This is a genomic window from Cellulosimicrobium sp. Marseille-Q4280, from assembly GCF_943181405.1.
Lineage (GTDB): Bacteria > Actinomycetota > Actinomycetes > Actinomycetales > Cellulomonadaceae > Cellulosimicrobium.
On the sequence record NZ_CALPBY010000003.1, the window covers coordinates 230,947 to 256,891 of the forward strand.

Annotated in this window: 24 protein-coding genes; 14 read left to right on the forward strand and 10 right to left on the reverse strand. The window is 74.3% G+C overall.

What is annotated here, in order from left to right; translation table 11 throughout:
- Positions 1–131 precede the first annotated feature (131 nt).
- Both NFS20_RS09270 and NFS20_RS09275 read left to right on the forward strand, forming a co-directional pair.
- Complete coding sequence (locus NFS20_RS09270) at positions 132–743, forward strand: DUF3043 domain-containing protein (protein ID WP_251151488.1); 612 nt, start codon at positions 132–134, stop codon at positions 741–743.
- Between the two features lie 68 nt (positions 744–811).
- Positions 812–1,825 (forward strand): aldo/keto reductase family protein, encoded by a 1,014-nt coding sequence (locus NFS20_RS09275; RefSeq protein WP_251151489.1) that lies wholly within the window; start codon positions 812–814, stop codon positions 1,823–1,825.
- 115 nt (positions 1,826–1,940) lie between these two features.
- Here NFS20_RS09275 and yczE read toward each other — a convergent pair whose 3' ends face one another.
- The gene (gene yczE, locus NFS20_RS09280; protein ID WP_251151490.1) at positions 1,941–2,687 is read right to left on the reverse strand and encodes a membrane protein YczE; all 747 of its coding nucleotides are present in this window, start codon (positions 2,685–2,687) and stop codon (positions 1,941–1,943) included.
- 62 nt (positions 2,688–2,749) lie between these two features.
- Here yczE and yczR point away from each other — a divergent pair, with 62 nt between their 5' ends.
- Positions 2,750–4,291, forward strand: coding sequence for a MocR-like transcription factor YczR (gene yczR / locus NFS20_RS09285; RefSeq protein ID WP_251151491.1), 1,542 nt, complete (start codon positions 2,750–2,752; stop codon positions 4,289–4,291).
- Positions 4,292–4,344: 53 nt separating this feature from the next.
- Here yczR and NFS20_RS09290 read toward each other — a convergent pair whose 3' ends face one another.
- From NFS20_RS09290 to NFS20_RS09305, 4 genes are read right to left on the reverse strand one after another with little or no spacing between them, the layout of a single operon-like run.
- Positions 4,345–4,554 (reverse strand): hypothetical protein, encoded by a 210-nt coding sequence (locus NFS20_RS09290; protein WP_251151492.1) that lies wholly within the window; start codon positions 4,552–4,554, stop codon positions 4,345–4,347.
- Positions 4,551–5,708 (reverse strand): quinone-dependent dihydroorotate dehydrogenase, encoded by a 1,158-nt coding sequence (locus NFS20_RS09295; protein WP_251151493.1) that lies wholly within the window; start codon positions 5,706–5,708, stop codon positions 4,551–4,553. The genes NFS20_RS09290 and NFS20_RS09295 overlap by 4 nt, the downstream gene beginning before the upstream one ends.
- Complete coding sequence (locus tag NFS20_RS09300; protein ID WP_251151494.1) at positions 5,705–6,208, reverse strand: hypothetical protein; 504 nt, start codon at positions 6,206–6,208, stop codon at positions 5,705–5,707. The genes NFS20_RS09295 and NFS20_RS09300 overlap by 4 nt, the downstream gene beginning before the upstream one ends.
- 13 nt (positions 6,209–6,221) lie before the next feature.
- Entirely contained in the window at positions 6,222–6,578 is a 357-nt protein-coding gene (locus NFS20_RS09305) for a hypothetical protein (RefSeq protein WP_251151495.1), read from the reverse strand.
- 69 nt (positions 6,579–6,647) lie between these two features.
- Between NFS20_RS09305 and NFS20_RS09310 the strand changes: the two genes are divergently transcribed.
- Positions 6,648–8,153 carry a leucyl aminopeptidase gene (locus tag NFS20_RS09310; protein ID WP_251151496.1) on the forward strand — a complete coding sequence of 502 codons (1,506 nt, stop codon included), beginning with the start codon at positions 6,648–6,650 and terminating at the stop codon, positions 8,151–8,153.
- 22 nt (positions 8,154–8,175) lie between these two features.
- Here the strand turns inward: NFS20_RS09310 and NFS20_RS09315 are convergent, their stop codons facing one another.
- Entirely contained in the window at positions 8,176–8,520 is a 345-nt protein-coding gene (locus NFS20_RS09315) for an oxidoreductase (RefSeq protein ID WP_502800802.1), read from the reverse strand.
- Between the two features lie 267 nt (positions 8,521–8,787).
- Between NFS20_RS09315 and lpdA the strand changes: the two genes are divergently transcribed.
- From lpdA to NFS20_RS09330, 3 genes are all read left to right on the forward strand, one after another.
- Positions 8,788–10,182: a dihydrolipoyl dehydrogenase gene (lpdA, locus tag NFS20_RS09320; RefSeq protein WP_251151497.1), complete on the forward strand. Its 1,395-nt coding sequence runs from the start codon at positions 8,788–8,790 to the stop codon at positions 10,180–10,182.
- A gap of 31 nt (positions 10,183–10,213) precedes the next feature.
- Positions 10,214–12,037 (forward strand): 2-oxoglutarate dehydrogenase, E2 component, dihydrolipoamide succinyltransferase, encoded by a 1,824-nt coding sequence (sucB, locus tag NFS20_RS09325; protein ID WP_251151498.1) that lies wholly within the window; start codon positions 10,214–10,216, stop codon positions 12,035–12,037.
- Positions 12,038–12,159: 122 nt separating this feature from the next.
- Complete coding sequence (locus tag NFS20_RS09330) at positions 12,160–13,050, forward strand: TIGR01777 family oxidoreductase (RefSeq protein ID WP_251151499.1); 891 nt, start codon at positions 12,160–12,162, stop codon at positions 13,048–13,050.
- 16 nt (positions 13,051–13,066) lie between these two features.
- Here the strand turns inward: NFS20_RS09330 and NFS20_RS09335 are convergent, their stop codons facing one another.
- The gene (locus NFS20_RS09335; protein WP_251151500.1) at positions 13,067–14,626 is read right to left on the reverse strand and encodes a serine/threonine-protein kinase; all 1,560 of its coding nucleotides are present in this window, start codon (positions 14,624–14,626) and stop codon (positions 13,067–13,069) included.
- An 81-nt stretch (positions 14,627–14,707) separates the two neighbouring features.
- On the reverse strand, positions 14,708–15,748 hold the full coding sequence (locus tag NFS20_RS09340) for a Gfo/Idh/MocA family protein (RefSeq protein WP_251151501.1): 1,041 nt from the start codon (positions 15,746–15,748) through the stop codon (positions 14,708–14,710).
- Positions 15,749–15,899: 151 nt separating this feature from the next.
- On the opposite strand from NFS20_RS09340, the gene NFS20_RS09345 reads away from it, so the two are divergent.
- A complete protein-coding gene (locus NFS20_RS09345; protein ID WP_251151502.1) occupies positions 15,900–16,616 on the forward strand; it encodes an HNH endonuclease family protein in 717 nt (238 codons plus the stop codon).
- Between the two features lie 12 nt (positions 16,617–16,628).
- Here the strand turns inward: NFS20_RS09345 and NFS20_RS09350 are convergent, their stop codons facing one another.
- Positions 16,629–18,968: an MMPL family transporter gene (locus NFS20_RS09350; RefSeq protein WP_251151503.1), complete on the reverse strand. Its 2,340-nt coding sequence runs from the start codon at positions 18,966–18,968 to the stop codon at positions 16,629–16,631.
- A gap of 37 nt (positions 18,969–19,005) precedes the next feature.
- Between NFS20_RS09350 and NFS20_RS09355 the strand changes: the two genes are divergently transcribed.
- The 5 genes from NFS20_RS09355 (at position 19,006) to NFS20_RS09375 (ending at position 23,638) form a co-directional block, all read left to right on the forward strand.
- Positions 19,006–19,563 carry a MarR family winged helix-turn-helix transcriptional regulator gene (locus tag NFS20_RS09355; protein WP_251151504.1) on the forward strand — a complete coding sequence of 186 codons (558 nt, stop codon included), beginning with the start codon at positions 19,006–19,008 and terminating at the stop codon, positions 19,561–19,563.
- A 9-nt stretch (positions 19,564–19,572) separates the two neighbouring features.
- A complete protein-coding gene (gene lipB, locus NFS20_RS09360) occupies positions 19,573–20,274 on the forward strand; it encodes a lipoyl(octanoyl) transferase LipB (RefSeq protein WP_251151505.1) in 702 nt (233 codons plus the stop codon).
- Positions 20,275–20,367: 93 nt separating this feature from the next.
- Positions 20,368–21,765 carry an MFS transporter gene (locus tag NFS20_RS09365; RefSeq protein ID WP_251151506.1) on the forward strand — a complete coding sequence of 466 codons (1,398 nt, stop codon included), beginning with the start codon at positions 20,368–20,370 and terminating at the stop codon, positions 21,763–21,765.
- Positions 21,766–21,872: 107 nt separating this feature from the next.
- Positions 21,873–22,883: a lipoyl synthase gene (lipA, locus tag NFS20_RS09370; RefSeq protein ID WP_251151507.1), complete on the forward strand. Its 1,011-nt coding sequence runs from the start codon at positions 21,873–21,875 to the stop codon at positions 22,881–22,883.
- Between the two features lie 11 nt (positions 22,884–22,894).
- Positions 22,895–23,638 (forward strand): DUF4191 domain-containing protein, encoded by a 744-nt coding sequence (locus tag NFS20_RS09375; protein ID WP_251151508.1) that lies wholly within the window; start codon positions 22,895–22,897, stop codon positions 23,636–23,638.
- Positions 23,639–23,783: 145 nt separating this feature from the next.
- Here the strand turns inward: NFS20_RS09375 and NFS20_RS09380 are convergent, their stop codons facing one another.
- Positions 23,784–24,260, reverse strand: a complete 477-nt coding sequence (locus tag NFS20_RS09380) for an RDD family protein (RefSeq protein WP_251151509.1) — start codon at positions 24,258–24,260, stop codon at positions 23,784–23,786.
- 255 nt (positions 24,261–24,515) lie between these two features.
- Between NFS20_RS09380 and glnA the strand changes: the two genes are divergently transcribed.
- On the forward strand, positions 24,516–25,940 hold the full coding sequence (glnA, locus tag NFS20_RS09385) for a type I glutamate--ammonia ligase (protein WP_251151510.1): 1,425 nt from the start codon (positions 24,516–24,518) through the stop codon (positions 25,938–25,940).
- Positions 25,941–25,945: the final 5 nt, after the last annotated feature.

Consider the following 25,945-nt stretch of genomic DNA (forward strand, 5'->3'; position numbering starts at 1 on the left):
GAGTTCGTCACGACGAGCACCGTACGTCACGCGCCCGAGCGCCGGCAGGCTCTGCGCCGTCCGGTCCGGTTCCCCGGGCAGCACGCCGGAGGCGGGTGAGGAGGGTGCTCGCTCTCGACTACGCTGGACCCGTGTTCTCCCGCAACAAGTCCGGCGCCACGCCGCCTGCCCCCGACCCCGTCGACGCGGCGGCGGAGATCGAGCGGGCCGGTGGCCCCACGGCAGCCAGCAAGGGCCGCCCGACGCCCAAGCGCAAGGTCTCCGAGGCCGCGAACAAGCGGCCCCTCGTGCCGAACGACCGCCGCGCGGCGGCGAAGTCGGCCCGCGAGAAGCAGCGCGAGATGCGCGACCGCCAGTACCAGGCGATGCAGACCGGCGACGAGCGCTACCTCCCGCCGCGCGACAAGGGACCCGTCCGCCGTTACGTGCGCGACCACGTGGACGCCCGCTGGAACCTCGGCGAGTTCTTCCTGCCGATCGCCCTCGTCTTCATCGTCATGTCGCTGCTCACGGCCCAGAACCAGGGCCTCGCGTTCGTCACGGTCATGGCGCTCTACGTCATCGTGCTGCTGACGATCGTCGACGCGTTCATCATGTGGCGCGGGCTGCGCAAGCGGCTGGTCCGGAAGTTCGGCGAGGTGCCGAAGGGCACCGTCATGTACGCCGTGATGCGCGCGTTCCAGCTGCGCCGGGCGCGCCTGCCGAAGCCGGTGCACAAGAAGCACGGCGTCTACCCGGAGTGACGGCCGGAACCGTCGGGCGGCCGTCCGCCGGTTCCTCGGGCAACCGTCTCGGCCGATAGGTTAGGGCCATGCCCAACTACCGCTACCTCGGCAACTCGGGTCTCAAGATCTCCGAGATCACCTACGGCAACTGGCTCACCCACGGCTCGCAGGTCGAGAACGACACCGCCACCGCGTGCGTCCACGCCGCGCTCGACGCCGGCATCACGTCGTTCGACACCGCGGACGTCTACGCGAACACGAAGGCCGAGCAGGTCCTCGGCGACGCCCTCAAGGGCCAGCGCCGCGAGTCGCTCGAGATCTTCACCAAGGTCTACTGGCCGACCGGCCCCGCCGGCCCCAACGACTCCGGCCTGTCGCGCAAGCACGTCATGGAGTCGATCAACGGCTCGCTGACGCGGCTCGGTACGGACTACGTCGACCTCTACCAGGCGCACCGGTTCGACACCGAGACCCCGCTCGAGGAGACGATGCAGGCGTTCGCCGACATCGTCCGTCAGGGCAAGGCGCTGTACATCGGCGTCTCGGAGTGGACCGCCGACCAGATCCGCGCGGGCCACGCCCTCGCGAAGGACCTCGGCTTCCAGCTCATCTCGTCGCAGCCCCAGTACTCGATGCTGTGGCGCGTCATCGAGGACGAGGTCGTGCCGACCTCGCGCGAGCTCGGCGTGTCGCAGATCGTCTGGTCCCCGATGGCCCAGGGTGTGCTGTCCGGCAAGTACGTCCCCGGCCAGCCGCTGCCCGAGGGCTCGCGGGCCACGGACGACAAGGGCGGCGCGCGGATGATCCAGCGCTTCATGACCGACGACGTCCTGTCCCGCGTGCAGGGCCTCAAGCCGGTCGCGGACGAGCTCGACCTCTCCATGGCTCAGCTCGCCGTCGCGTGGGTCCTGCAGAACGACAACGTCGCGGCGGCACTCGTCGGCGCCTCGCGCCCCGAGCAGGTCGCGGAGAACGTCAAGGCCGCCGGTGTCACGATCCCGGCCGAGCTCATGGCGCGCATCGACGAGGTGCTCGGCGACGTCGTCGAGCGCGACCCGGGCAAGACGACGGAGGGTGCTCCGCAGAAGCGTCCGTCCTGACGCAGGACCGCACGACGTACCGCACGACGCGCGGGGCGCCCGACCGGGTGCCCCGCGCGTCGTCGTCCCACCGGCCCGGGCGTCGGGCATGCCTCCCCCGCCCGGACCGGGAGTCTCACCGCGCCGGCGCGGTCGCCTCCGCACGCGGGACCGGCACCCCGTCCGCCGGCACGTCGCACGACGGCGCCCCATGGGTCGTCGCCTCGTCCCCCGTCGCCTCGTCCCCCGTCGTCCCGTCCACCGTCGCCCGGCGCGGACGACCCGCAGCCGCCAGGCCGCGCGGCGCGAACCAGCGCGACGTGGTCTGGACGATCGGCCCGACCCCGACGGCGTAGGCCAGCGTCGCCCAGCCGAGCGTCCCGCCCAGCGCCCAGCCGAGCGAGACCACGACCACCTCGATGAGCGTGCGCACGAGCCGCACGGACCGGCCCGTCCGGGCGACGAGACCGGTCATGAGGCCGTCGCGCGGCCCGGGCCCGAGACGCACGCCGAGGTAGGCCGACGTCGCCACGCCGTTGAGCACGACCCCGCCGAGCGCGAGGGCGATGCCCGCGCCGGTGCCCGGCGACGGCACGACCCGCTCGACGAGGGCGATCGCCGGGTCGATGCTCACGCCGATGACCACGACGTTCGCGAGCGTCCCGATCCCCGGCCGCTGCCGCAGGGGGATCCACGCCAGGAGCGCGAGCGCGCTCAGGGCCACGACGACGACGCCGAACGGGAGCCCGGTCCGCTCCACGATGCCCTGGTGGAGCACGTCCCACGGCATCCCGCCCTGGCCGGCGTGCAGGAGCATCGCCATGGACAGCGCATAGCCGAGGAGGCCGAGGAGGAGCTGGACGGTGCGACGGAACGGTGACATGGCCACCATCCTGTGGTCTCATTGGCATCACCTTCTATAGCCAATGCAGAGGAAGTGGCCTGATGAGCGTCGCGCGAACGACTCGTGACGAGGTGCGGCCGGCCAGCCGGCCGGCCGCCGCGAGCGCCGGGCTCGACGTGCACCGCCACCTCTCCCCCGCGGCGACCGTCCGGCTCCTCGGACGCTGGCACGCGGGCGGGCCCGCCTACGTCGTGCTCGCGGACGCCCTGCGCGCCGCCGTGCTCGCCGGCACCCTCGCGCCGCACACGAGGCTGCCCTCGGAACGCGACCTCGCGACGGCGCTCGGCGTCTCCCGCACGACGACGGCCGCCGCCTTCCGGCGGCTGCGCGAGCTCGGCTTCGCGCGGTCGCGCACGGGCGCCGGCACCGTCGTCGTGCTCCCGCACGGCGGCGGACGCCGGTCCGCGGCGCGACCCGCCGGCGGCGACGCCCCGGCACCCGCCGGCCTGCCGGGCACCGGGTCCGCCGTCGATCTCGCCGACCTGTCGCAGGCGACGTCCGCGGCCCCGTCGGGGCTGCACGCCGCCTACGGCCGCGCGCTCGAGCGGCTGCCCGAGCACCTGGCCGGAGGCGGGTACGAGCCGTACGGCGTCGCGTCGCTGCGCGAGGCGGTCGCGGCGCGCTTCACGGCGCGCGGCACGCCGACCGACCCCGACCAGATCCTCGTCACCACGGGCGCCCAGCACGCCATCACGACGCTCGCGGGGACGCTCCTCGGCAGCGGCGACCGGGCCGTCGTCCAGTCGCCGACGTACTACCACGCGATGGAGGCGCTGCGCCGGGCCGGGGCACGTCTCGTCGCGCTCCCCGTCGGCCGCGGTGGACCGGGAGGGGCGCCCGGCTTCGACGTCGGCCTCTTCGAGTCCACCCTGCGGCAGGTGTCGCCGAGGCTCGTCTACCTGGTGCCCGACTTCCACAACCCGACGGGCTACACGCTCACGCCCGACGAGCGCGCGGGCGTCCGCGAGGCGGCGGCGCGCCACCGCGTCACCGTCGTGGGCGACGAGACCCTCACGGACCTGTCCCTGGACACGGACCCCGACGACGAGGGCGACGTCGCGCCGCCTCTCGCCGGGGACGGCACGTCGCCGTACGTCGTGACGGTCGGCTCGGCGTCGAAGTCCTTCTGGGGCGGCCTGCGCGTGGGATGGGTGCGCGCGCACCCCGACCTCGTCGCTCGGCTCGCCCGCACGCGCCAGTCGGCGGACATCGCGACCGCGGTGCTCGAGCAGCTCGCGGTCGTCGAGCTCCTCGAGGACCGGACGGCGCTCCTCGCCGAGCGCCGCGTCGTGCTGCGCGAGCAGCGCGACCTCGTCTGCGGGCTGCTCGCCGAAGCCCTGCCGGAGTGGCACGTCCCGGTGCCCCCCGGCGGGCTGTCCCTGTGGGCGGAGGTGGGTGCGCCGCTCGCGCACGCGTTCGCGGCGGCGGCCGCCGCCGAGGGCGTGCTCGTCAACGCCGGACCGACGTTCACCCCGGACGGCAGCTCGACCGACCGGCTGCGCCTGACGTTCTCGCGCCCGGCCGAGGACCTCCGACGGGCGGTTCCGCGCCTCGTGGCCGCGTGGGACCGCGTCCGGGCCTGAGCCGACGCGCGATCGCCGGGTCGCGTCCGCGTGCGACGACGCGTGCGCGGGACTCAGCCCGCCCGGAGCTCCACGGGTGCCGTCGCCTGGGCGCCGTCGTGCAGGAGCCGCGCGACGACCGCGCCCCCTGCCGCGAGCGAGCGCCACGACTCCCCGAGCCACTGCTCGGCGTCGAACTGCGTCGTGAAGACCGGGCTCACCGGCGAGCCGATCGGGCGCCCGTCGGCGTCGTCGAGCTCCCAGACCCACTGCGGCCGGATCATCGTGCCTCCTCCGTGTCCGTGCTGCTCGTCGCGCCGTCCGTCGTGGCGGTGCCCGCCCCCGTGCCCGTGCCCCGGACGTTCGCGCCCGGCTCCGGGTGGCGCACGAGCGAACGGTTGATGCGGGCAGCCCACAGGGGGCCCTGGTAGAGGAAACCGGTGTACCCCTGGACGAGGTCGGCGCCCGCGTGCAGGTAGTCCCGCGCGTCGTGGGGGGTCGTGATGCCGCCCACGCCGATGATCGCGCGCCCGTCGCCGAGCCGCTCGCGCAGCCGCGCGACGACCGCTCGCCCGCGGGCGAGCACCGGCGGGCCGGACAGCCCGCCCGGGCCCCGGTCGTGGCCGATCGTCGTGTTCACGGCCACCACCCCGTCGAGGTCCAGCTCGTCGACGAGGTCCGCGACCGCGTCGACGTCGTCGTCGGCCAGGTCGGGCGCGATCTTCACGAGGAGCGGGACGCGGCTAACGCCCGCGGCCGCGGTCGAGGCGTCCGCGGCCTCGCGCACGGCCACGAGGATCGGGCGCAGCGACTCCACCTCCTGCAGGTCGCGCAGACCGGGCGTGTTGGGCGACGACACGTTGACCACCAGGTAGTCCGCGAACGGCGCGAGCAGGCTCGCGCTCGTCGCGTAGTCGCCCGGTGCCTCTGCTGCGGGCGTGACCTTCGTCTTCCCGATGTTCGCCCCGACGATCACCGCGCGGCCGGCGGGCGTGGCGCGCAGCGCCTCGAGCCGCCGGGCCGCCGCCGCCGCGCCCTCGTTGTTGAACCCCATGCGGTTGCGCACGCCGCGCACGTCGAGCTCGCGCCACAGGCGCGGCTTCTCGTTGCCCGGCTGGGCGTGCGCCGTCACGGTCCCGATCTCGACGAACGCGAAGCCCAGCATCGTCAGACCACGGATCGCGCGGGCGTTCTTGTCGAACCCGCCCGCGAGGCCGAAGGGTGCCGGGAACACGCGCCCGAGCACCTCGACGCTGCCGCGCCCCCCGGCCCCGCGGCCGAGGTAGGGCGCGAGCGCGCCCTGCACGACGTCGCGCAGCACGGGCACCCGTCCGGCGGCGGAGATGAGGGTGAACGCGACCTCGTGGGCCCGCTCGGGGTCCATGCGCGTGAAGACGGTGTCGAACAGCAGCGAGTACAGGACGGGGCGGCGGCTCATGCGACGTCCTCCGGGGTGTCGTGGGCGGACGGGCGGGCGGTCCCGCTCGAGGGGGTCGCGTCGTCGGGCATGCTGCTCGACGGGCCGTCGGGACGCTCGTCGGGGCGGGCGCGCGTGCGCCACAGCCACCACAGGCCGACGAACGGCAGGACGAGCGGCACGTAGCCGTAGCCCTGACCGAAGCCGGACCACACGGTCGCGCGCGGGAAGGCCGCGGCGTCGACGAGCGAGAGCGTCCCGACGGCCAGCACGCCGACGAGCTCGACACCCACCGCGCACCAGGCGACCCGCCGGGCCACCGGGCCGCCACGGGCCAGCGCGACGGTCGCGACGACGTAGACGACCGCCGCGAACGCCGACAGGCCGTACGCGAGCGGCGCCTCGTGCCAGTCGCGCAGCAGCTGCACGCCGGCACGCGCCGTGGCGGCGACGGCGAAGATGCCGTAGACGACGACCAGGACGCGGCCGAACCCGCTGCCGGTCGAGCGGGGTGCGCTCATCGAGACCTCCGGGTCACGTGTTCCAGATCTGCCAGACCCGCCACTCGAGGAAGGCCACGGTGAGCGCGGCGACGGCGAGCACCACCGAGCTCCAGCGCGTGCGCTCGGCGAACGCCCACAGCGCGGCGACGGGCAGGACGAACAGCGCGGTCACGAGGTAGCCCCACAGGAGCACGGGGTCGGTCGGGGCCGTCCCGGTCGCACCGAGGATCCCGAGGACGACGCACTGGACGAGGATCAGGCCCTCGACGACGGCGGCGCCCCAGAGCTGGCGCAGGACCACCGCCCGGTCCCGGACCACGAAGACCACCGCCCAGCCTGCGAGCGCCACGCACGCCGCGACGACGGCGAGCACGAGGGGAAGGACCACGCCGCCGAGCGTACCGGCGGTCGCGCGCCCGGGCGGAATCCGCCCGGCCGCGGGGTTAGCATCGCCGGTGTGGCTGAACTGACCGTCTCCAGCAAGAATCCCGCCGGTGCCAAGGTCGACGTGCTCGTCGTCGGCACCCACACGTCGTCGGACGGCGTGGCGATCGTCGGGGGCGACCTGCCCCGCGCGGTCGTCGCCGGCCTCGAGGACCTCGCCCCCGCGCTCGGCATCACCGGTGCCGCCGACGAGGTGCGCAAGGTCCCCGCGGGCGCCGACCTCGCGGCCGACGTGCTCGTGCTGGTCGGGCTGGGCGCCCGCCGTGCCGACGGCACGTTCGGCACCGAGGCGCTGCGCCGTGCCGCGGGCGCCGCGGTGCGAGCGCTCGCGGGCACGGCCTCCGTCGCGGTGGCGCTGCCCGTCGAGGACGCCGCCGACGTCGCCGCCGTCGCCGAGGGCGCGCTGCTCGGCGCGTACACCTTCACGCGGTACCGCACGGGCGAGGCCGCGCGCGCCGCGTCGGCGCAGCCGGTGGCGACGGTCGAGGTGCTCGCGGGGAACGCCCGCAGCGCGGCCGTGAAGACCGCCGTCGAGCGTGCGCGCGTCGTCGCGGACGCCGTCAACGCGACGCGCGACCTCGTCAACGCGGCGCCGAACGACCTCTTCCCCGCCGCGTTCGCCGACGCGGCGAAGCAGGCCGTGAAGGACTCCGGGGCCAAGGGCATCAAGGTCACCGTCCTCGACGACAAGGCGCTCGTCGCGGGCGGCTACGGCGGCCTCGTCGGGGTGGGCCAGGGCTCGACGCGCGGGCCGCGCCTCGTCAAGGTGGCCTACTCCCCCTCGCGCCCGGCCGCCAAGGTCGCGCTCGTCGGCAAGGGCATCACGTTCGACTCGGGCGGCATCTCCATCAAGCCCGCGAAGGGCATGGAGGCCATGAAGTCCGACATGGCCGGCGCCGCGGCCGTCCTGAGCACGGTCGTGGCGGCCGCCCGCCTGGGCCTGCCCGTCGCCGTCACCGGCTGGCTGTGCCTCGCGGAGAACATGCCGTCGGGCACCGCCCAGCGCCCGTCGGACGTCATCACGATCCGCGGCGGCAAGACGGTCGAGGTGCTCAACACGGACGCCGAGGGCCGCCTCGTGATGGCCGACGGGCTCGTCGCGGCGGTCGAGGAGAAGCCGGACGTCGTGCTCGACGTCGCGACGCTCACCGGCGCGCAGATGGTCGCGCTGGGCAACCGGGTGTCGGCGGTCATGGGCGCCGACGACGTGCGGGCCGAGGTCGTCGCGTCGGCGCAGTCCGCGGGCGAGCAGTTCTGGCCGATGCCCCTGCCCGAGGAGCTCGGCGCGTCGCTGAAGTCGAAGGTCGCGGACCTCGCCAACATCGGGGACCGGTTCGGCGGCATGCTCGTCGCCGGGCTGTTCCTCCAGGAGTTCGTCGGGTCGACGCCGTGGGCGCACCTCGACATCGCGGGCCCCGCGTTCAACGAGGGGTCGGCGCACGGGTACACGCCCGTGGGAGGTACCGGCGTCGCCGTGCGCACGCTGCTCTCGCTCGTCGAGGGACGCGCCGGACGCTGAGCGCGGAGGACTCGCGCCGGCGTCAGTGCCGACGCTGGCGCGAGTTCCAGTCCCGCATGCGCTGCGGGTACCCCGTGAACCGCACGTTGTAGACGGGGATGCCGAGCGAGCCCGCGACGTCGAACGCCGTCCGCTCGTCCGGCACGCGCCGTCGCGTCCACTCACCGGTGGTCGCGATGAGCAGGAGCGTCGCTCCCGTGTCAGGCGTCGGCGGCTCGACGTACGCCTCGACGCCCACGCGCGTGCGGACGAAGTCCTGCAGGTGCGCGAGGGTCGCCCTGCGGGCGTCCGACGAGGCTGCCGGGGACGAGGCCGCGGCCGAGCTCGTGGTCGGACGACGGGAGAACAGTCGTGAGAGCCGGGACACACCGGCAGGGTACAGCGCGGTGCTGGACGGTTCCCGGGCGGGGCGCGCGGCCACATCGGCGTGCCGGTCCGCCCGGTCCCCTGCCACGTCCCTGTCTCCATCGTCACAGCCGTCAGGGCCGTCCTCGATTGGGGAGGCGGTGCCCGAGGTGCCAAGATGGCTCCGGAGAACGTTCACGTACCGTGGGCCGGGACCCACCGGTCCCGTCGGCCCGTCGTCGTGCCGTGGACGTCCGACACCGCTCTCCCCTCCCTGAAGGAGTCGCACGTGGCCGAACCCGCCACACCATCCGGCACCCCGTCGGACGTCGTCGTCCTGGGCGGAGGCAGCGCCGGCTACGCGACGGCGCTGCGGGCCGCGCAGCTCGGCCTCGACGTCGTGCTCGTCGAGTCGGGCAAGCTGGGCGGGACGTGCCTGCACAACGGGTGCATCCCGACGAAGGCCCTGCTGCACGCGGCCGAGCTCGCCGACGGCGCGCGAGAGGGCGCCCGGTTCGGTGTCCGCAGCACCTTCGACGGCGTCGACATGGCCGGGGTGAACAGCTACAAGGACGGCGTGGTCGCAGGGCTCTACAAGGGCCTGCAGGGACTCGTCGCGTCGCGCGGCATCACCTACGTCGAGGGGCACGGCCGCCTCGTCGGGCCGGACACCGTCGAGGTCGACGGCACCCGGTACACCGGCCGCCACGTCGTCCTTGCCACCGGCTCGTACTCCCGGACGCTGCCCGGTCTCGAGATCGGCGGCCGCGTCGTCACGTCCGACCAGGCGCTCGGCCTCGACCGGGTCCCCTCCTCGGTGGTCGTGCTCGGCGGCGGCGTCATCGGCGTCGAGTTCGCGAGCGTGTGGAGGTCCTTCGGCGCCGACGTCCAGATCGTCGAGGCCCTGCCGCACCTGGTCCCGAACGAGGACGTGTCGCTGTCGAAGTCGCTCGAGCGCGCGTTCCGCAAGCGCGGCATCCAGTTCTCGCTCGGCGACCGGTTCGCGGGCGTCAAGGAGACCGACTCCGGGGTCACGGTCACGCTCGAGTCCGGCACGACCTTCGACGCGGAGCTGCTGCTCGTCGCCGTCGGTCGCGGGCCCCGCACGGCCGACCTCGGGTACGAGGAGCAGGGCGTCACGCTCGACCGCGGTTTCGTCGTGGTCGACGAGCGCCTCCACACCGGCGTCGGCAACATCTGGGCCGCGGGCGACATCGTCCCCGGCCTGCAGCTCGCGCACCGCGGCTTCGCGCAGGGCATCTTCCTCGCCGAGCAGATCGCCGGCCTCGAGCCGACGCCGCTCGTCGAGTCGTCGATCCCCCGCGTGACCTACTGCGAGCCCGAGGTCGCGTCCGTCGGGCTCACCGAGGCCGACGCCAGGACGACCTTCGGGGACGACGCCGTCGAGACCCTCGAGTACAACCTCGCGGGCAACGGCAAGAGCAAGATCCTCGGGACGAGCGGCTTCGTGAAGCTCGTCCGCCGCAAGGACGGGCCCGTCGTCGGCGTGCACATGATCGGTGCGCGCGTCGGCGAGCTCGTGGGCGAGGGCCAGCTCATCGTGGGCTGGGAGGCGTACCCGGAAGACGTCGCCGCCCTGGTCCACGCCCATCCCACCCAGAACGAGGCACTCGGAGAGGCGCACCTGGCACTCGCCGGCAAGCCTCTGCACGCCCACAACTGACCCCCAACGATCGAAGGAGACCAGGCAGGTCATGTCTGAGAACGTGCAGATGCCGGCACTCGGCGAGTCCGTCACCGAGGGCACCGTCACCCGTTGGCTCAAGTCCGTCGGCGACACCGTCGAGGTCGACGAGCCCTTGCTCGAGGTGTCCACCGACAAGGTCGACACCGAGATCCCCTCCCCCGTCGCGGGCGTCCTCGAGCAGATCCTCGTCCAGGAGGACGAGACCGTCGAGGTCGGCGCGAACCTGGCCGTCATCGGGTCCGGCGAGGGCGGCGGCTCCGCCGCTCCCGCGCAGGCCGAGGAGCCCGCGGCCGAGGAGAAGCCGGCCGAGGAGCCGGCCCCGCAGGCCGAGGACCCCGCGCCCGCTGCCCAGGAGGCTCCCGCGCAGGAGGCCCCCGCGCAGTCCGAGCAGCCCGCTGGCGGTTCGGGTGGCGAGGAGATCAAGCTCCCCGCGCTCGGCGAGTCCGTCACCGAGGGCACCGTCACGCGCTGGCTCAAGGCCGTCGGCGACAGCGTCGAGGTCGACGAGCCGCTGCTCGAGGTCTCGACCGACAAGGTCGACACCGAGGTCCCGTCGCCCGTCGCGGGCACCGTCCAGCAGATCCTCGTCCAGGAGGACGAGACGGTCGAGGTCGGCGCGGTCCTCGCGATCGTCGGCTCGGACGCTGCCCCGGCCGCGGCGCAGGAGGCTCCGAAGCAGGAGGCCCCCGAGGCGGCGCAGCCGCAGGAGACGCCCGAGCAGGAGGCGCCGTCGGCGCCGACCGAGGCGCGGACCCCGGCCAGCGAGGCGGACGTCCCGGCGCAGGCGGCCCAGGAGGAGGCGCCCGCGACGAGCGCTCCCGCGCAGCCGTCCGAGCCCGCGCAGGAGGCTCCCTCGGCACCGGGGGCGACCCCGGCGCCCGCCGCGAAGGCCGGTGGCACGTACCTCACGCCGCTCGTGCGCAAGCTCGCGGCCGACAAGGGCGTGGACCTGTCGACCCTGACGGGCACGGGTGTCGGTGGCCGTGTCCGCAAGGAGGACGTCCTCGAGGCGGCGCGCAAGGCCGAGGAGGCCAAGGCGTCCGCTGCGGCCCCCGCTGCCGCGGCGTCGGCTCCCGCCGCGCCGAAGAAGCCGTCCGTCCCCGCCGTGTCGCCGCTGCGCGGCACCACGGAGAAGACGAGCCGGCTGCGCAAGCTCGTCGCGAGCCGCATGGTCGAGGCGCTCAGCACGCAGGCCCAGCTCACGACGGCGGTCGAGGTCGACGTCACGCGCGTCGCCGCTCTCCGCAACCGCGCGAAGGCGGACTTCAAGGCGCGCGAGGGTGCGAACCTCACGTTCCTGCCGTTCTTCACGCTCGCCGCGGTCGAGGCGCTCAAGGCCTACCCGAAGATCAACGCGACCTTCGCCGAGGACGAGATCACGTACCACGGCCAGGAGAACGTCGGCATCGCGGTCGACACCGAGCGTGGTCTCGTCGTCCCGGTGATCAAGGACGCGGGCGACCTCAACCTCGCCGGCATCGCGCGCAAGATCGCCGACCTCGGCTCGCGCACCCGGGCCAACAAGGTCGGGCCGGACGAGCTCGCGGGCGGGACCTTCACCATCACCAACACCGGCTCGGGCGGTGCGGTCTTCGACACGCCGATCGTCCCGGTCGGCCAGGTCGCGATCCTCGGCACGGGCACGATCACGAAGCGCCCGGCCGTGGTGACGGACGCCGACGGGAACGACACGATCGGCATCCGCTCGACGTGCTTCATCTTCCTGTCCTACGACCACCGCCTGGTCGACGGCGCCGACGCCGCGCGCTTCCTCACCTCGATCAAGAACCGGATCGAGGAGGGCGCGTTCGAGTCCGAGGTCGGTCTCTGACCGGCACGCTCGTGCGCTGACACCGCGGACCACCGAGGGCCTCCGACCGCACCGGTCGGGGGCCCTCGGCGCGTCCGCGGCGCCGGTGCACGCGACCCGCTCCGCCCCCGTACGGTGGACCCATGGACATCGTGGTGGCCGGTTCGCACGGACTCATCGGCGGCGAGCTGCTCGAACGGCTGCGCGAGGACGGTCACCACGTGCGTCGGCTCGTGCGACGACCGCCGCAGACGAGCGACGAGCACGAGTGGGACCCGGACGCCGGCATCCTCGATCCCGCGGCGCTCGAGGGCGCGGACGCCGTCGTCAACCTCGCGGGCGCAGGGGTCGGGGACCACCGCTGGACGACGGAGTACAAGCGGACGCTCGTCACGTCCCGCACGCGGACGACCGGTCTCCTCGCACGGACGCTCGCCGGTCTCGACCGCCCGGTCCCGGTGTGGGTCCAGGGGTCGGCGATCGGCTACTACGGCGACCGCGGCGCGCAGGTCCTCACCGAGACGTCCGCGTCGGGCGACGGGTTCCTCGCGCGCCTCGTGCGGGAGTGGGAGGCGGCGACCGCACCCGCGCAGGACGCCGGGGTGCGCGTCGTGCACGCGCGCACGGGGATCGTCCTGTCGTCCGACGGCGGGGCGCTGGGCCGCCTCCTGCCGCTCCTGCGGCTGGGGGTCGGCGGCCGCCTCGGGTCGGGCCGGCAGTACTGGAGCTGGATCACCCTGCGCGACGAGGTCGCCGCCCTGCGCCACCTCCTCACCACGCCGGTGCACGGCCCGGTGAACCTCTGCGCCCCGCTGCCCGCGACCAACGCCGAGGTCACGGCCGCGCTCGCCCGCGCGCTGCACCGCCCCGCGGTCGTCGCGGTGCCGTCGTTCGCGCTGAAGATCGCGCTCGGTGAGCTCGCGTCCGACATCCTCGGTTCCCAGCGGGCGCTGCCGACGGTGCTGGAGGCGAGCGGCTTCCGGTTCACCGACCCCGAGCTCGACGCCGCCGCGCGGTCGGTCGTCGACGGCTGAGACGTCCCGGGCGGCCTCAGAGCCGCACCTCTGCGACGCGCCATCCCGCGTCTGTCCAGCGCAGGACCAGGGCGACGGTCGTGCGCGGGGTCGCGGGGACCTGGACCTCGCCGTCAGCGGTTCGCTGGCGGTGGGCGCTCACGGCGTAGTCGACCTCGACGTGCGCCTCGTCCGCGGGTGCGGACGAGGGCTCGGACGAGGGCTCGGACGAGGGCTCGGAGGAGGGCTCGGACGCGGTGGCAGGCGTCGGTGACGGTGACCCGGACGCCTGTCGGGCGTCGAAGACCTCCACCTGCGCGTCGAGCACCTCCGTGCCCTCGAGCTCCGCCAGGAGCGCCTGCTCGCTCGTCGCCGCGGGCGACCCGGGGACGACCACCGCCGCGAGGTCGCCGTCGCCGCCCGTGACGAGCGCCAGGTGCCGGACCGTGAGCTCGCGGGCGGCGCCGAGCGGGTCGTCCCGGTCCGTCGTCAGGTCCGACGTCGAGCCCGTCCCGGGGCCCGTGGCCGCACCGGGCCCCGCCACCCTTGCGTCCTCGGGCATCCCGGCGTCCTCCGGCGTCCCGCCGAGCTGGAGCAGGACGGCGACGAGCGCGACGCACCCCACGAGGATCCCGACGGCCGTGAGCACCCCCCGCGCGACGCCACCGCGCCCCGGAGCCCCGGGCGTCCGCGCGCGGGCCGAGCGGACCGGACGTGCGCGGAGGGCGTCCCGACCTGCGCGGGACGCCGCCCGGGTGGGTGCCGGACCCGCCTCGGCGGTCGTGCCGGCGACGACGGCGGCCGTCTCGCGCCGCCCACCGAGGGCGGCGGCGACGAGCCGCGCCGGGTCGGGCATGACCACGGGGCTGGGCTCGACCGCGTCGTAGCAGCGTGCGGCGAACGTCCCCGCCGCCGGACGGGCCTCCGGGTCCTCGCGCAACGCCCTGACGAGCTCGCCGTGCAGGGCCGCCAGGTCCCGCGCCTCGTCCGGGTCCGCCGGCGTCCCGCCGGCCGCAGGATGGCTCGACGCCGGTGGCGGGACGAGCCCGAGGAGGAGGCGCGCCAGGTCGCGCACGTCGTCCGCCGCGGAACCGGCGCTCGGGGTGAGCGGCGGCCGGACGACGGCCCTGCCGTCCGAGGACAGCACGACCGCGCGGGCGTCGAGCGCCCCGTGCAGCCGGCCGGCGCGGTGGAGCGCCGCGAGCGCCTGCGCGACGGGGACGGCCACGGTCACGGCCTCGCCCGCCGTGAACGGGCCGCGGGCCGCGGTGAGCTCGTCGAGGCGCAGACCCTCCACGTGCTGGCTCAGGACGGCGAGGCGGCCGTCACCCGTCTCGACGGCGGCGCGCACCGCGACGAGATGCTCGTCACCACCGCGCAGCCCGTGCAGGTGCTCGACGAGCGCGGCACGGGCGCCCGGGTCGTCGGGCACGGCGACGACCTCGATCGTGCAGTCGTCGCCGCCCGCGTCCCGCGCGACGAGGCCCCCGGGTGCGCCGGGGCGCGGCCGCACCTCCCAGCCCGCCGCGGTGAGCGCCTCGACGGTCTGCTCGCCGACGGCCGGACGGTCGGTGGCGTGCGACGGCGAGACAGGCATGGGCCCATCTCACCGTGCCGGGCGTCGCAGGAACGGGTTCTCCACAGGCCGAACGACCCGCGATCGGCTCGTGCCGTCCGGTCAGACGTCGATCCGGCGCCCGTCGGCGGCGCTGCGCCGGGCGGCGTCGAGCACCTCGGCGGTGCGGACGGCGTCGCGCGGGTCGACGGGGACGGGGCCTCCGTCGAGCAGCCACGCCGCCACGGCGCGGTAGAAGTCCGCGTGGCCGCCCGGGGCACGCTCCACGGCGGCGCGCTCGCGACCGTGGGTGAGCCAGCCCTCCGAGCCGGCCGGCGCCGCGTCGTCGAAGACCTCGAACGGCGACGCGTCGTTCTCGAACGTCGTCACGACGTACGCCCCCGCCGACCCGAGGACGCGCGTGCGCGGACCGGGCGCGCCGACGACGGAACCGGCCCAGAGCCGGCTGACGACCGCGTCGCCCGCTGCGTCGGGCGCGTGGTGGAGCACGAGGAAGACGTCGTCCTCGGTGGGCGTCGTGAGGGACCGGAGCTCGGCCCACACCGACGTCACGGGCCCGAAGAGCTGCGTCGCCGAGTCGACGAGGTGAGGCCCGAGGTCGAGCAGGAGGCCGCCGCCGACGGGGTCGTTCTCCTTCCAGCGCTGCTGGGGCACGGGCCGCCACCGCTCCCAGCGCCGCTCGAACGTGTGCACGACCCCGAGGTCGCCCCGTTCGAGCACGTGCCGCAGCGTGAGCTGCTCGGGGTCCCAGCGCCGGTTCTGGAACACGGTCAGGGGCGTGCCGGCGGCCTCCGCCGCCTCGACGACGCCGCGCGCCGACGCGGTGTCGAGGGCCAGCGGCTTGTCGACGACCACCGGGACGCCGGCTCGCGCGAGCGCCGTCGCGTGCTGGGCGTGCAGCGACGTCGGGCTCGCCACGACGACCACGTCGTAGGCGTCACGGTCGGCCACGAGGGCGTCGAGGTCGTCGTGCAGGTGCACGCCGGGCCAGTCCTCGGTCGCGGCCGCGCGCCGCTCGGGCGAGCGGACGACCACCGCGGTGACGGCGTGGCCGGCCTCGCGCACGAGCCGCGCGTGGATCCCCCGTCCCGCTCCCCCGTACCCGACGATCCCGACCCTGAGCGGACGCGCTGCGCTGACCATGCGCACCAATCTAACCGGCGGCCCCTGTGCATCGGGACGGGGTCGGAGCATCCGTCCGGACCTGGCAGAATGTGCGCGTTGGTCCGGATTGGTGTACTGCGTGCGGCTCCTGCGCACACGGGTCGAGGATCGGATTCGGGAAGGTCGTCCTGTGAGCACCACGAGCCGTCGGGTTCCTCGACGCACCGCCCTGCGCTACGTGCTCGTCGCGCTCGCCCTCCTCATCGTCCTCGCGAACGTGCTCGGCGAGCGGTCGGCCGCGGTCGACGGGCCGGAGCCCGTGCCGGCGGACGGCACGGCGCTCGCCGTGCTCGCCCGCCTCGAGGTCAAGGGCCCGGGGCCCGACACCGGCTACGAGCGGTCGGAGTTCGGCAGCGCGTGGGTCGACGTCGACGACAACGGGTGCGACACGCGCAACGACGTCCTCGCGCGCGACCTCACGGACCTCACGTTCTCCACCCGGGGCGAGCCGTGCGAGGTCCGCACGGGCACGTTCCTCGACCCGTACACCGGGGAGGCGATCGACTTCCGGCGCGGCAACGCGACGAGCGCGGCCGTCCAGATCGACCACGTCGTGCCGCTGCTCGACGCGTGGCGCAAGGGCGCGCGCTCCTGGGACGCACAGACGCGCACGCGGTTCGCGAACGACCCGCTCAACCTCCTGGCCGCGGACGGACCGTCGAACCAGTCGAAGGGTGCACGCGACGCCTCCGCGTGGCTCCCCCCGAACCACGCGTTCCGCTGCCCGTACGTGGCGCGGCAGATCGCCGTGAAGGCGGAGTACGGGCTGTCCGTCACGCCGTCCGAGGCCGAGGCGATGGAGCGCGTCCTCGCGGACTGCCCCGCCGAGCCCGTCCCCGCGGGCTAGCCGGCCCCGCTCTCAGCCCGCGGCGCTCCCCGTCGGCGCCACCGACGAGGCCGGCTCGTCCGGCGTGCGCGGGCCACCGTCGGTCCGTCCGAGCGCGCTCGGCCACCACGAGCGACGCCCCACGTCGTGCACGAGCGCCGGCACCAGCAGGCTGCGCACGATCAGCGTGTCCACGAGCACGCCGAACGCCACGATGAAGGCGAGCTGGGCGAGGAACAGCAGCGGGATGATCCCGAGCGCCGCGAAGGTGGTCGCGAGCACCACACCGGCCGAGGTGATGACGGACCCCGTGACCGCCAGCGCGCGCAGCACTCCGCGCCGGGTCCCGACCCGGAGGCTCTCCTCGCGCACGCGCGTCATGAGGAAGATCGAGTAGTCCACGCCGAGGGCCACGAGGAAGCAGAACGCGTAGAGCGGCACGGCCGGGTCGGCCCCGGGGAAGTCGAGGACGTGGTTGAACACGAGGGCCGCGACGCCGAGCGCGGCGCCGAACGACAGCACGTTCGCCGCCATGAGCAGCACGGGAGCGAGGACCGAGCGCAGGAGCAGGATGAGGATGAGCAGGATCACGACGAGCACGACGGGGACGATGATGCGCAGGTCGCGCTGCCCGGCGAGCTGCGTGTCGAGCCGCTCCGCCGCTGCTCCCCCGACGAGGGCGTCGGGCGAGACGTCGTGCACCGCGTCACGCAGCGCGGACACCGTCTCGACGGCCTCCTGGCTGTCCGACGGCGCATCCGTCGTCACGTCGACCCGGACCTGCCCGTCGACGACGAGCGGGTCGCCCTGGGCGGGCGCGCCCGGCGCGGGCGCGGGCTGGTCGGTCACGGGGGTCGCCGAGGCGACGCCGTCGGTCGCCTCGGCGGCGTCCACGACCGCCTGCACGTCGCCCTCGGGGGCGACGACGATCGCGGGCTGCGCGGAGACCCCCTCGAAGTGGTCGGTGAGCACCTCCTCGCCGTCGACCGAGTCCACCTGCGTGAGGAACACCTCGGAGTCGCCGGTCCCGCTCGCGTCGAGCGTGGGGACGAACGCGGCGCACGCAGCGAGGACGAGCGCGGTCACGATCCAGACCGGCCGGTCGTGACGCCCGACGAAGCTCGCGACGCGCGACCACACGCCGTGGCCCTCGACGCTCACGGCGTCCTCGGACGACGTCGCGGCCGGGGCGCCGTCCTCGCCCGACCCGGGGACGCCGGCGTCGGGCAGGGCGTGCTCCCCGGCGAAGCGGGGCATGCGGGGCCAGAACAGCGCGCGCGAGCGCTGGCCCGCGACGAGGAGGAGCGCGGGCAGCAGGGTGAGCGCGGCGACGAACGCCGCCGCGATGCCGATGGCCGCGACGGGCCCGAGGCTGCGGTTGGAGGCGAGGTCGGAGAGCAGGAGGCACAGCAGGCCGGCGATCACGGTGCCGGCGCTCGCGGCGATCGGCTCGACCGACGCGCGCACCGCGCGGCGCAGCGCCGTGACGGTCGAGCGCACGTGCCGCAGCTCCTCGCGGTACCGCGCCACGACGAGCAGCGAGTAGTCGACCGCGGCGCCGACGACGAGGATCGAGAGGATCCCCTGGGACTGCCCGTTGAGCGTGAGGACGTCGGCTGCGGCGAGGTGGTAGACGACGAGGCCCGCGAGCGTCAGCGCGAGGACCGCGGTGAGGATCACGAGGAACGGCAGGACGGGCGAGCGGTAGACGATCGCCAGGATGATCAGGACGGCACCGAGCGCGACGAGCAGCAGGACCGTGTCGATACCGCCGAACGCGGTCACGAGGTCGGCCACGAACCCGGCCGGTCCGGTGACGTAGACGTCGAGGTCGGTGCCGGCGAGACCACCCTCCGCGGCGTCGGCGGCGGCGAGGTCGCGCAGCGCTCCGACGGCGAGCTCGCTCACGCTGTCCTCGTCCGCGCCGACGCGGTCGGACGCGACGGCGGCGTCGAGGGAGACCACGACGAGCGCGGCCTCGCCGTCCTCGGACGGGACGACGACCGGGTCCGCCGTGGACACGTCGGCGACGGTGCGCGGCTCGTCGCCCGTGGTGCCCTCCAGCTCGGCGTCGGGCACCGCCGCGGCGTACGCCTCGAGCGCGGCGAGGTCGTCGCCGTCCAGGGCCGACCCGTCCCCCGTCGAGGCGACGACGAGGGCGGGGAGCGACTCCGTGTCCACGAAGTCGTCCGCGAGCTCCGCGGCCTGCGTGGACTCCGCGCTCGCGGGGAGGAACGCGGCGGCGTCGTTCGTCTGGACGGTGCTGAGCTGTCCCTGCGCCTGTCCACCGAGCGCGCCGATCACCATCCACACACCGATGACTGCGACAATGATCAGCCCGCGGAGGATCCCGCTCGTCCTGTTGCTCAGCATGCTGAGGAATGGTGCCATGGCGGAGGGAGGAATGCACGTGGAGAGACCGGCCGTGCGCCGTGCCGACGGGTCGGACGCCGATCCGGCCTTCGTCGACCCCACGTCCGCCGACGCCTCGTTCGCCGGTGCCGAGGCCGATCCCGCCTCCTCCGACCCGACCGGTTGGCCCACGGGACGGATCCTGTTCGCCGTGGCCCGACGCATCGAGCGGTCGTGGAACGCCCACCTCGGGCAGTGGGGCCTCAACCACGCCGGATTCCCCGTGCTCATGCACCTGCTGGGCGGCCCGCGCTCGCAGCGGGAGCTCGCCGCCGACTCCGGCGTGACGGAGCAGACGATGAGCCGCATCGTCGCGCGCCTCGAACGCTCGGGCTACGTCACGCGGACCGGCGACCCGGAGGACCGACGCCGTCGGGCCGTCGCGATCACGGACACCGGTCGCGCCGCCGGCCTCACGGCCGCGCGTCGGCGCCCCGCCGAGGACCTCGCGACCCGCGGCCTCGACGACGACCAGGTCGCCGCGCTGCGGGAGCTGCTGCTGACGATGCTGGAGACCTTGCCCACAGCTCCCCGCGCACCGCGCGACGAGGGCTAGCCTGGCCCGATGGACGTGCTCACCCTGCCCGGCCGGACGGACTACCACGAGGCGTGGGAGCTCCAGCGTTCCGTGCACGACGCCGTGGCGTCCGGTGCGCGCGCGGACACCCTGATCCTCGTGGAGCACCCGGACGTGTACACGGCCGGTCGCCGCACGAACCGCACCGACCGGCCCGACGACGGGACGCCCGTCGTGGACGTCGACCGGGGCGGGAAGATCACGTGGCACGGCCCCGGGCAGCAGGTCGTCTACCCGGTCGTCCGGCTCGCCGAGCCGGTCGACGTCGTCGCGTACGTCCGCGCGCTCGAGGACGCCGTCATGGCCGTGTGCACGGACCTGGGGCTCACCACCCTGCGCGTCGAGGGCCGCAGCGGGGTGTGGTTCGCCGCCGACACGTCCCGGCGCGAGCGCAAGGTCTGCGCGATCGGCGTGCGGGTCGCGCGCGGCGTCACGATGCACGGCCTCGCGCTCAACTGCGACCCGGACCTGGCACGCTTCGACCGGATCGTGCCGTGCGGCATCGAGGACGCCGACGTGACCTCGCTCTCCACGGAGCTCGGCCGGACCGTCACCCTCGCCGACGTCGCACCCGCGCTCGTCCTCGCGCTCGAGACCGCGCTCGCCCCGCTGCGCGCTGCCATGGCCGGTGCCGCCGGTCCGGTCGCGGCCGCGACCACGACGCGGGCCGCTGCGCTCACCCGCGGGTAGCGCTCGCCCCCGCGCTATCCTGGACGCTCAGGGAAGTCTTGCGCTCCGGAGTTCGGGTGGGTCGGTGCGCAACACGTCGACCCTGGACACCGCATGTCACGCTCCGCGCCCCCCGTCCCTCCCACCCACGTTCCGGCAGCCGCGCCGTCGCTGCCTGACGAGCAGCCTTCCGCCCGCGCGCGGGCCGGCGCCTACGCCCGCCTGCCGCGCCTCGCGGGACCCTGGTTCCTCCCCGTCGCCTTCCTCGCGCGCCTGCCGTTCTCCATGCTGACGATCGGCACGCTGCTGCTCGTCACGCAGACCACCGGCTCCGTCGGCCAGGGCGGCCTCGCGTCGGCCGCGACGGCGCTCGGCACCGCCGTCGGCGGGCCCACCCAGGGCGCGCTCGCCGACCGCGTCGGGCAACGCCGCGTCGTCCTGGTCTGCGCGCCCCTCGCGGGCCTCGCCGTGCTCGGCCTGCTCACCGCGAGCGCCGGGTCGTCCGGCTCGGTGGGGATCGTCCTCGCCGCCGCGGCGCTCGTCGGGGCGTCGGTACCGCAGGTCGGCCCTCTCGCCCGCGTGCGCTGGATCGCCCTGGCACCCGACGAGCCCCGCACCCTGTCGGCGGCGATGAGCTACGAGAGCACCGCCGACGAGGTGAGCTTCGTGCTCGGCCCCGCGCTCGTCGGCGTGCTCGCGGCGCTCGGCTCGCCGCAGACGGCGATGCTCGCCGCCGCCGCGCTCGTCGTCGCCGCCGGCACGGCGTTCGCGCTGCACCCGACGGCGCGGGCCGGCTCCGGGGCGCACGGCCGCACGGCCGTCGCCCCGCCGGACGCACCGAGCGCAGACCCGCTCGAGGCCGACCGACCGAGGGACAACCGCTCGAGCCCGACCGGGCCCCGTGCCGCGCTGAGCCTCGTGCGGCGCGAGGCGGTCGTCGTCGTCGGCATGGTCGCGATGGGGCTGGTGTTCGGCGGCACGCAGGCGGCGCTCACGGCCCTCACGCGCGACGTGGGCTCGCCGGACCTCGCCGGGCTCGTCTACGCGGTGCTGGGCGTCGGGTCCGCCGTCACGGCGCTCTCGGTCGTCGCGCTCCCCGACCGGTGGTCGCAGGCCGGGCGGTGGACGGCGTTCTCGGGCGGGCTCCTGGTCAGCGCCGTCGCCCTCCTCGGGGCGGCGTCCACGGGCTCGCTCCCCCTCGTCGTCGCGGCGGTCGCGGTCGCCGGCCTGTTCGTCGGCCCCGTCATGGTCACGGTCTTCACGGTCGCCGGGCAGCGTGCGCCCGCCGGCCGGACCGCGGCGGCGATGACGCTCGTCGCGAGCGCGAACGTCGTCGGGGTGGCCGTCGGAGCGACGAGCGCGGGCCTGCTGGCGGAGCAGGCGTCGACGACCGCGGCGTTCGCCGTCCCCGTCGCCGCGGCGACGCTCCTGCTCGCGTCCGGGATGTCGTTGACGTCACGTCCACGTGCTGGTCGCCGGGCGGGAGCGGGCAGGGCGGCTGCCGTACGCTGACCTGAGTCCGGCGTCGTACCGGGCGTCGCGCCCACCGGCGAGGCGCCCTCCTGACCGCTCGCGGTCGGACGCCGGCGCTCACCCGCCACGACGACCGGGAGACACCCGTGACGATCGCACCAGAAGGCCGGCGCATGCTGCGGGTCGAGGCCCGCAACGCCGCGACGCCGATCGAGAAGAAGCCCGAGTGGATCAAGACCCGCGCGACGATGGGCCCCGAGTACTCCGAGCTCAAGGGACTGGTCAAGCGCGAAGGGCTGCACACGGTCTGCGAGGAGGCGGGCTGTCCCAACATCTTCGAGTGCTGGGAGGACCGCGAGGCGACGTTCCTCATCGGTGGCGACCAGTGCACGCGACGCTGCGACTTCTGCCAGATCGACACGGGCAAGCCCGCGGACTTCGACGCCGACGAGCCGCGCCGCGTCGCGGAGTCCGTGCAGGCGATGGGCCTGCGCTACTCCACCATCACGGGTGTGGCGCGCGACGACCTGCCCGACGGCGGCGCCTGGCTCTACGCGGAGACCGTCCGCCAGATCCACGCCCTCAACCCGGGCACGGGCGTCGAGCTCCTCATCCCGGACTTCAACGCGATCCCCGAGCTGCTCGACGAGGTCAACGGCTCCCGTCCCGAGGTGCTGGCCCACAACCTCGAGACCGTGCCGCGCATCTTCAAGCAGATCCGGCCCGGCTTCCGGTACGAGCGGTCGCTCTCGGTGCTGACACGAGCGCGCGAGGCCGGTCTCGTGACGAAGTCCAACATCATCCTCGGCATGGGCGAGACGATCGACGAGGCGAAGGACGCCCTGCAGGACCTGCACGACGCGGGGTGCGACCTCGTCACCATCACGCAGTACCTGCGCCCGTCGCTGCGCCACCACCCGGTCGACCGGTGGGTCAAGCCGGAAGAGTTCGTCGAGCTCTCCGACGCGGCCGAGGAGATCGGGTTCCTCGGCGTCATGTCGGGGCCGCTCGTGCGCTCGTCGTACCGTGCGGGGCGCCTGTGGGGGCAGGCCATGACGCGGCGCGGCATGGAGATCCCGACGGCGCTCGCGCACCTCGCCGAGCCCACCACGTCGCGCCAGGAGGCCGCGAGCCTCCTCGCCCGCGCACAGCACTAGACTGAGGGACCATGGCCCGCAAGAACTCCGACGCCACCGGCGCGCCCGCGGCCGGCGAGCAGGTCGGCAAGCAGAAGAAGCCCAAGAAGCAGCGCTGGTACCACCAGGTGTGGGCCGCGTACCAGATGACGCGCAAGCAGGACCCCGCGGTCACGTGGATCATGCTCGGCGTGTTCGTCGGCGTCCTGGCGGTCGCCGTCGGCATCGGCCTGTGGTGGGGCCAGTGGGTCTACACGCTCATCGTCGGCATCCCGTTCGGGCTGCTCGGGGCGATGTTCGTGCTCACCCGGCGCGCGGAGCGCGCCGCCTACAGCCAGATCGAGGGCCAGCCGGGCGCCGCGCGCGCCGCGCTGGGCACGATCCGCCGCGGCTGGACCTTCGACGAGGAGCCCGTCGCGATCGACCCCCGCACGCAGGACCTCGTGTTCCGCGGCGTCGGGCGCGCGGGCGTCGTGCTCGTCAGCGAGGGTCCGGCGCACCGCGCGACCCGGCTCCTCGAGAGCGAGCGCAAGCGCGTGGCGCGCGTCCTGCCGAACGTCCCGGTGACGACGATCCAGGTCGGCGACGACGAGGGCCAGGTCGCTCTGCAGAAGCTCCCCCGCACCGTGCAGAAGCTCAAGCCGACCCTCACCAAGCCCGAGACGGCGCAGGTCTCCAAGCGCCTGCGTGCCCTCGGCGCCGCCAGGCTGCCGATCCCGAAGGGCATCGACCCGACGCGGGCCCGGCCCGACCGCAAGGGCATGAAGGGCCGCTGACCCGTCCCTCCACAGTGCACGACGACGCCCGGCAGGCGAGGAGCACCTCCTCACCGGCCGGGCGTCGTCGTCCCGCCCGGCCGGTGAGGCAGTACCCCGGTCACGCGAGGTAGTACCCCGGTCGCGCGAGGTAGTACCCCGGTCCTCAGGTGCGGACGAGCACCGTGCCGGCGGCACGGTCGTGCAGACCCCGCCCGTCGGAGTCCCAGACGACCGCGGGGATGACGAGCAGCAGGAGCGCGGTGCGCAGGAGCGCGCGCCCGACGCCGACCATGCGCGTGGGGGCCGCGAGCCGGTGCACGCGCATGCCGAGGAGCCGGTGACCGACGGTGAAGCCGAGCGTGCTGACGAGCAGCACGTTCTCGATGGCGAACACGAGCGGCTGCGACCACACGGGCAGGGCGGAGATCCCCTCGAGGAACCCGGGCGCTGTCGGCCGGAAGAACAGGTAGGCGACGAGGGTCGCGAGCGTCCAGTCGATCACGAGCGCGACGACGCGCCGTCCGACCGTCGCGAGCGAGCCCGGGCCCTCGGGAGGGAGCCCTAGCCGGGCACCACGCCCTTCTTGCCGGCCCCCGGGGGTGCCCTCGAGCCACGAACCCATGTCCTCGCGTGAAACCACGGGTCCAGGGTACGTGCCCGGTCGTGGACACCCACGACACCCGCCCGGCGCACGACGGTACTGTGCGTCACGGCGCGCGACCCGCACGGGTCGTTCGCGCCCTCGTGTAGCACGACCGTCACACAGGGACGCAGGACGTAACACGCCCGAAACAATGGGTACACGGCGGGGAAACCGCCGCGGCCTAGGTTCGTGGGCGCCACGTCAGCGGCTCTGCCGCGCGGCCCGACGGCACCACCGATCAAGGAGCAACGGATGTTCAACAACGCGGAGGAGGCAATCGCCTTCACGCGGAACGAGGGCGTCGAGTTCGTCGACGTCCGGTTCTGCGACCTGCCCGGCATCATGCAGCACTTCAACATCCCCGTCTCGCAGTTCGACGAGGCGGCGTTCGAGGACGGCCTGATGTTCGACGGATCCTCGATCCGCGGCTTCCAGGCGATCCACGAGTCGGACATGAAGCTCGTGCCGGACGTCAAGACCGCGTTCGTGGACCCGTTCCGCAAGCGCAAGACGCTCGTCGTGAACTTCTCCATCGTCGACCCGTTCACGGGTGAGCCGTACTCCCGCGACCCGCGCAACATCGCGGCGAAGGCGGAGGCGTACCTGCGCTCCACCGGCATCGCCGACACCGCGTTCTTCGCCCCCGAGGCCGAGTTCTACGTCTTCGACGAGGCCCGCTTCGCGACGAACCAGCACTCGAGCTTCTACTACCTCGACTCGATCGAGGCGGCGTGGAACACGGGCCGCGAAGAGGAGGGTGGCAACCTCGCGTACAAGACGCGCTACAAGGGCGGCTACTTCCCCGTCTCCCCGTCGGACCGCTTCGCCGACCTGCGCGACGACATGGTCGCCTCGCTGGAGGGCGTGGGCCTCGAGGTCGAGCGCGCGCACCACGAGGTGGGCACCGCCGGCCAGCAGGAGATCAACTACCGCTTCAACACGCTGCTCCACGCGGCTGACGACCTGATGAAGTTCAAGTACGTCATCCGCAACGTGGGCTTCGAGGCCGGCAAGTCCGTCACCTTCATGCCGAAGCCGATCTTCGGCGACAACGGCTCGGGCATGCACTCGCACCAGTCCCTCTGGAAGGACGGCAAGCCGCTGTTCTTCGACGAGAAGGGCTACGGCGGTCTGTCGGACATCGCGCGCTGGTACATCGGCGGCCTGCTCAAGCACGCGCCGTCGCTCCTCGCGTTCACGAACCCGTCGGTGAACTCCTACCACCGCCTGGTCCCGGGCTACGAGGCGCCGGTCAACCTGGTCTACTCGGCCCGCAACCGCTCCGCGTGCATCCGCATCCCGGTCACCGGCTCGTCGGCCGGCGCGAAGCGCGTCGAGTTCCGCGTGCCGGACCCGTCGGCCAACCCGTACCTCGCGTTCGCCGCCCAGCTGCTCGCCGGCATCGACGGCATCAAGAACCGCATCGAGCCGCCGGAGCCGATCGACAAGGACCTCTACGAGCTGCCGCCCGAGGAGCACGCGCAGATCGCGCAGGTCCCCGGCTCGCTCGCCGAGGCGCTGGACAACCTCGAGGCCGACCACGAGTTCCTCACGCAGGGCGACGTGTTCACGCCGGACCTCATCCAGACGTGGATCGACTACAAGCGCACCAACGAGATCGACCCGATCCGTCTGCGCCCGCACCCGCACGAGTTCGAGCTCTACTACGACATCTGAGTCGT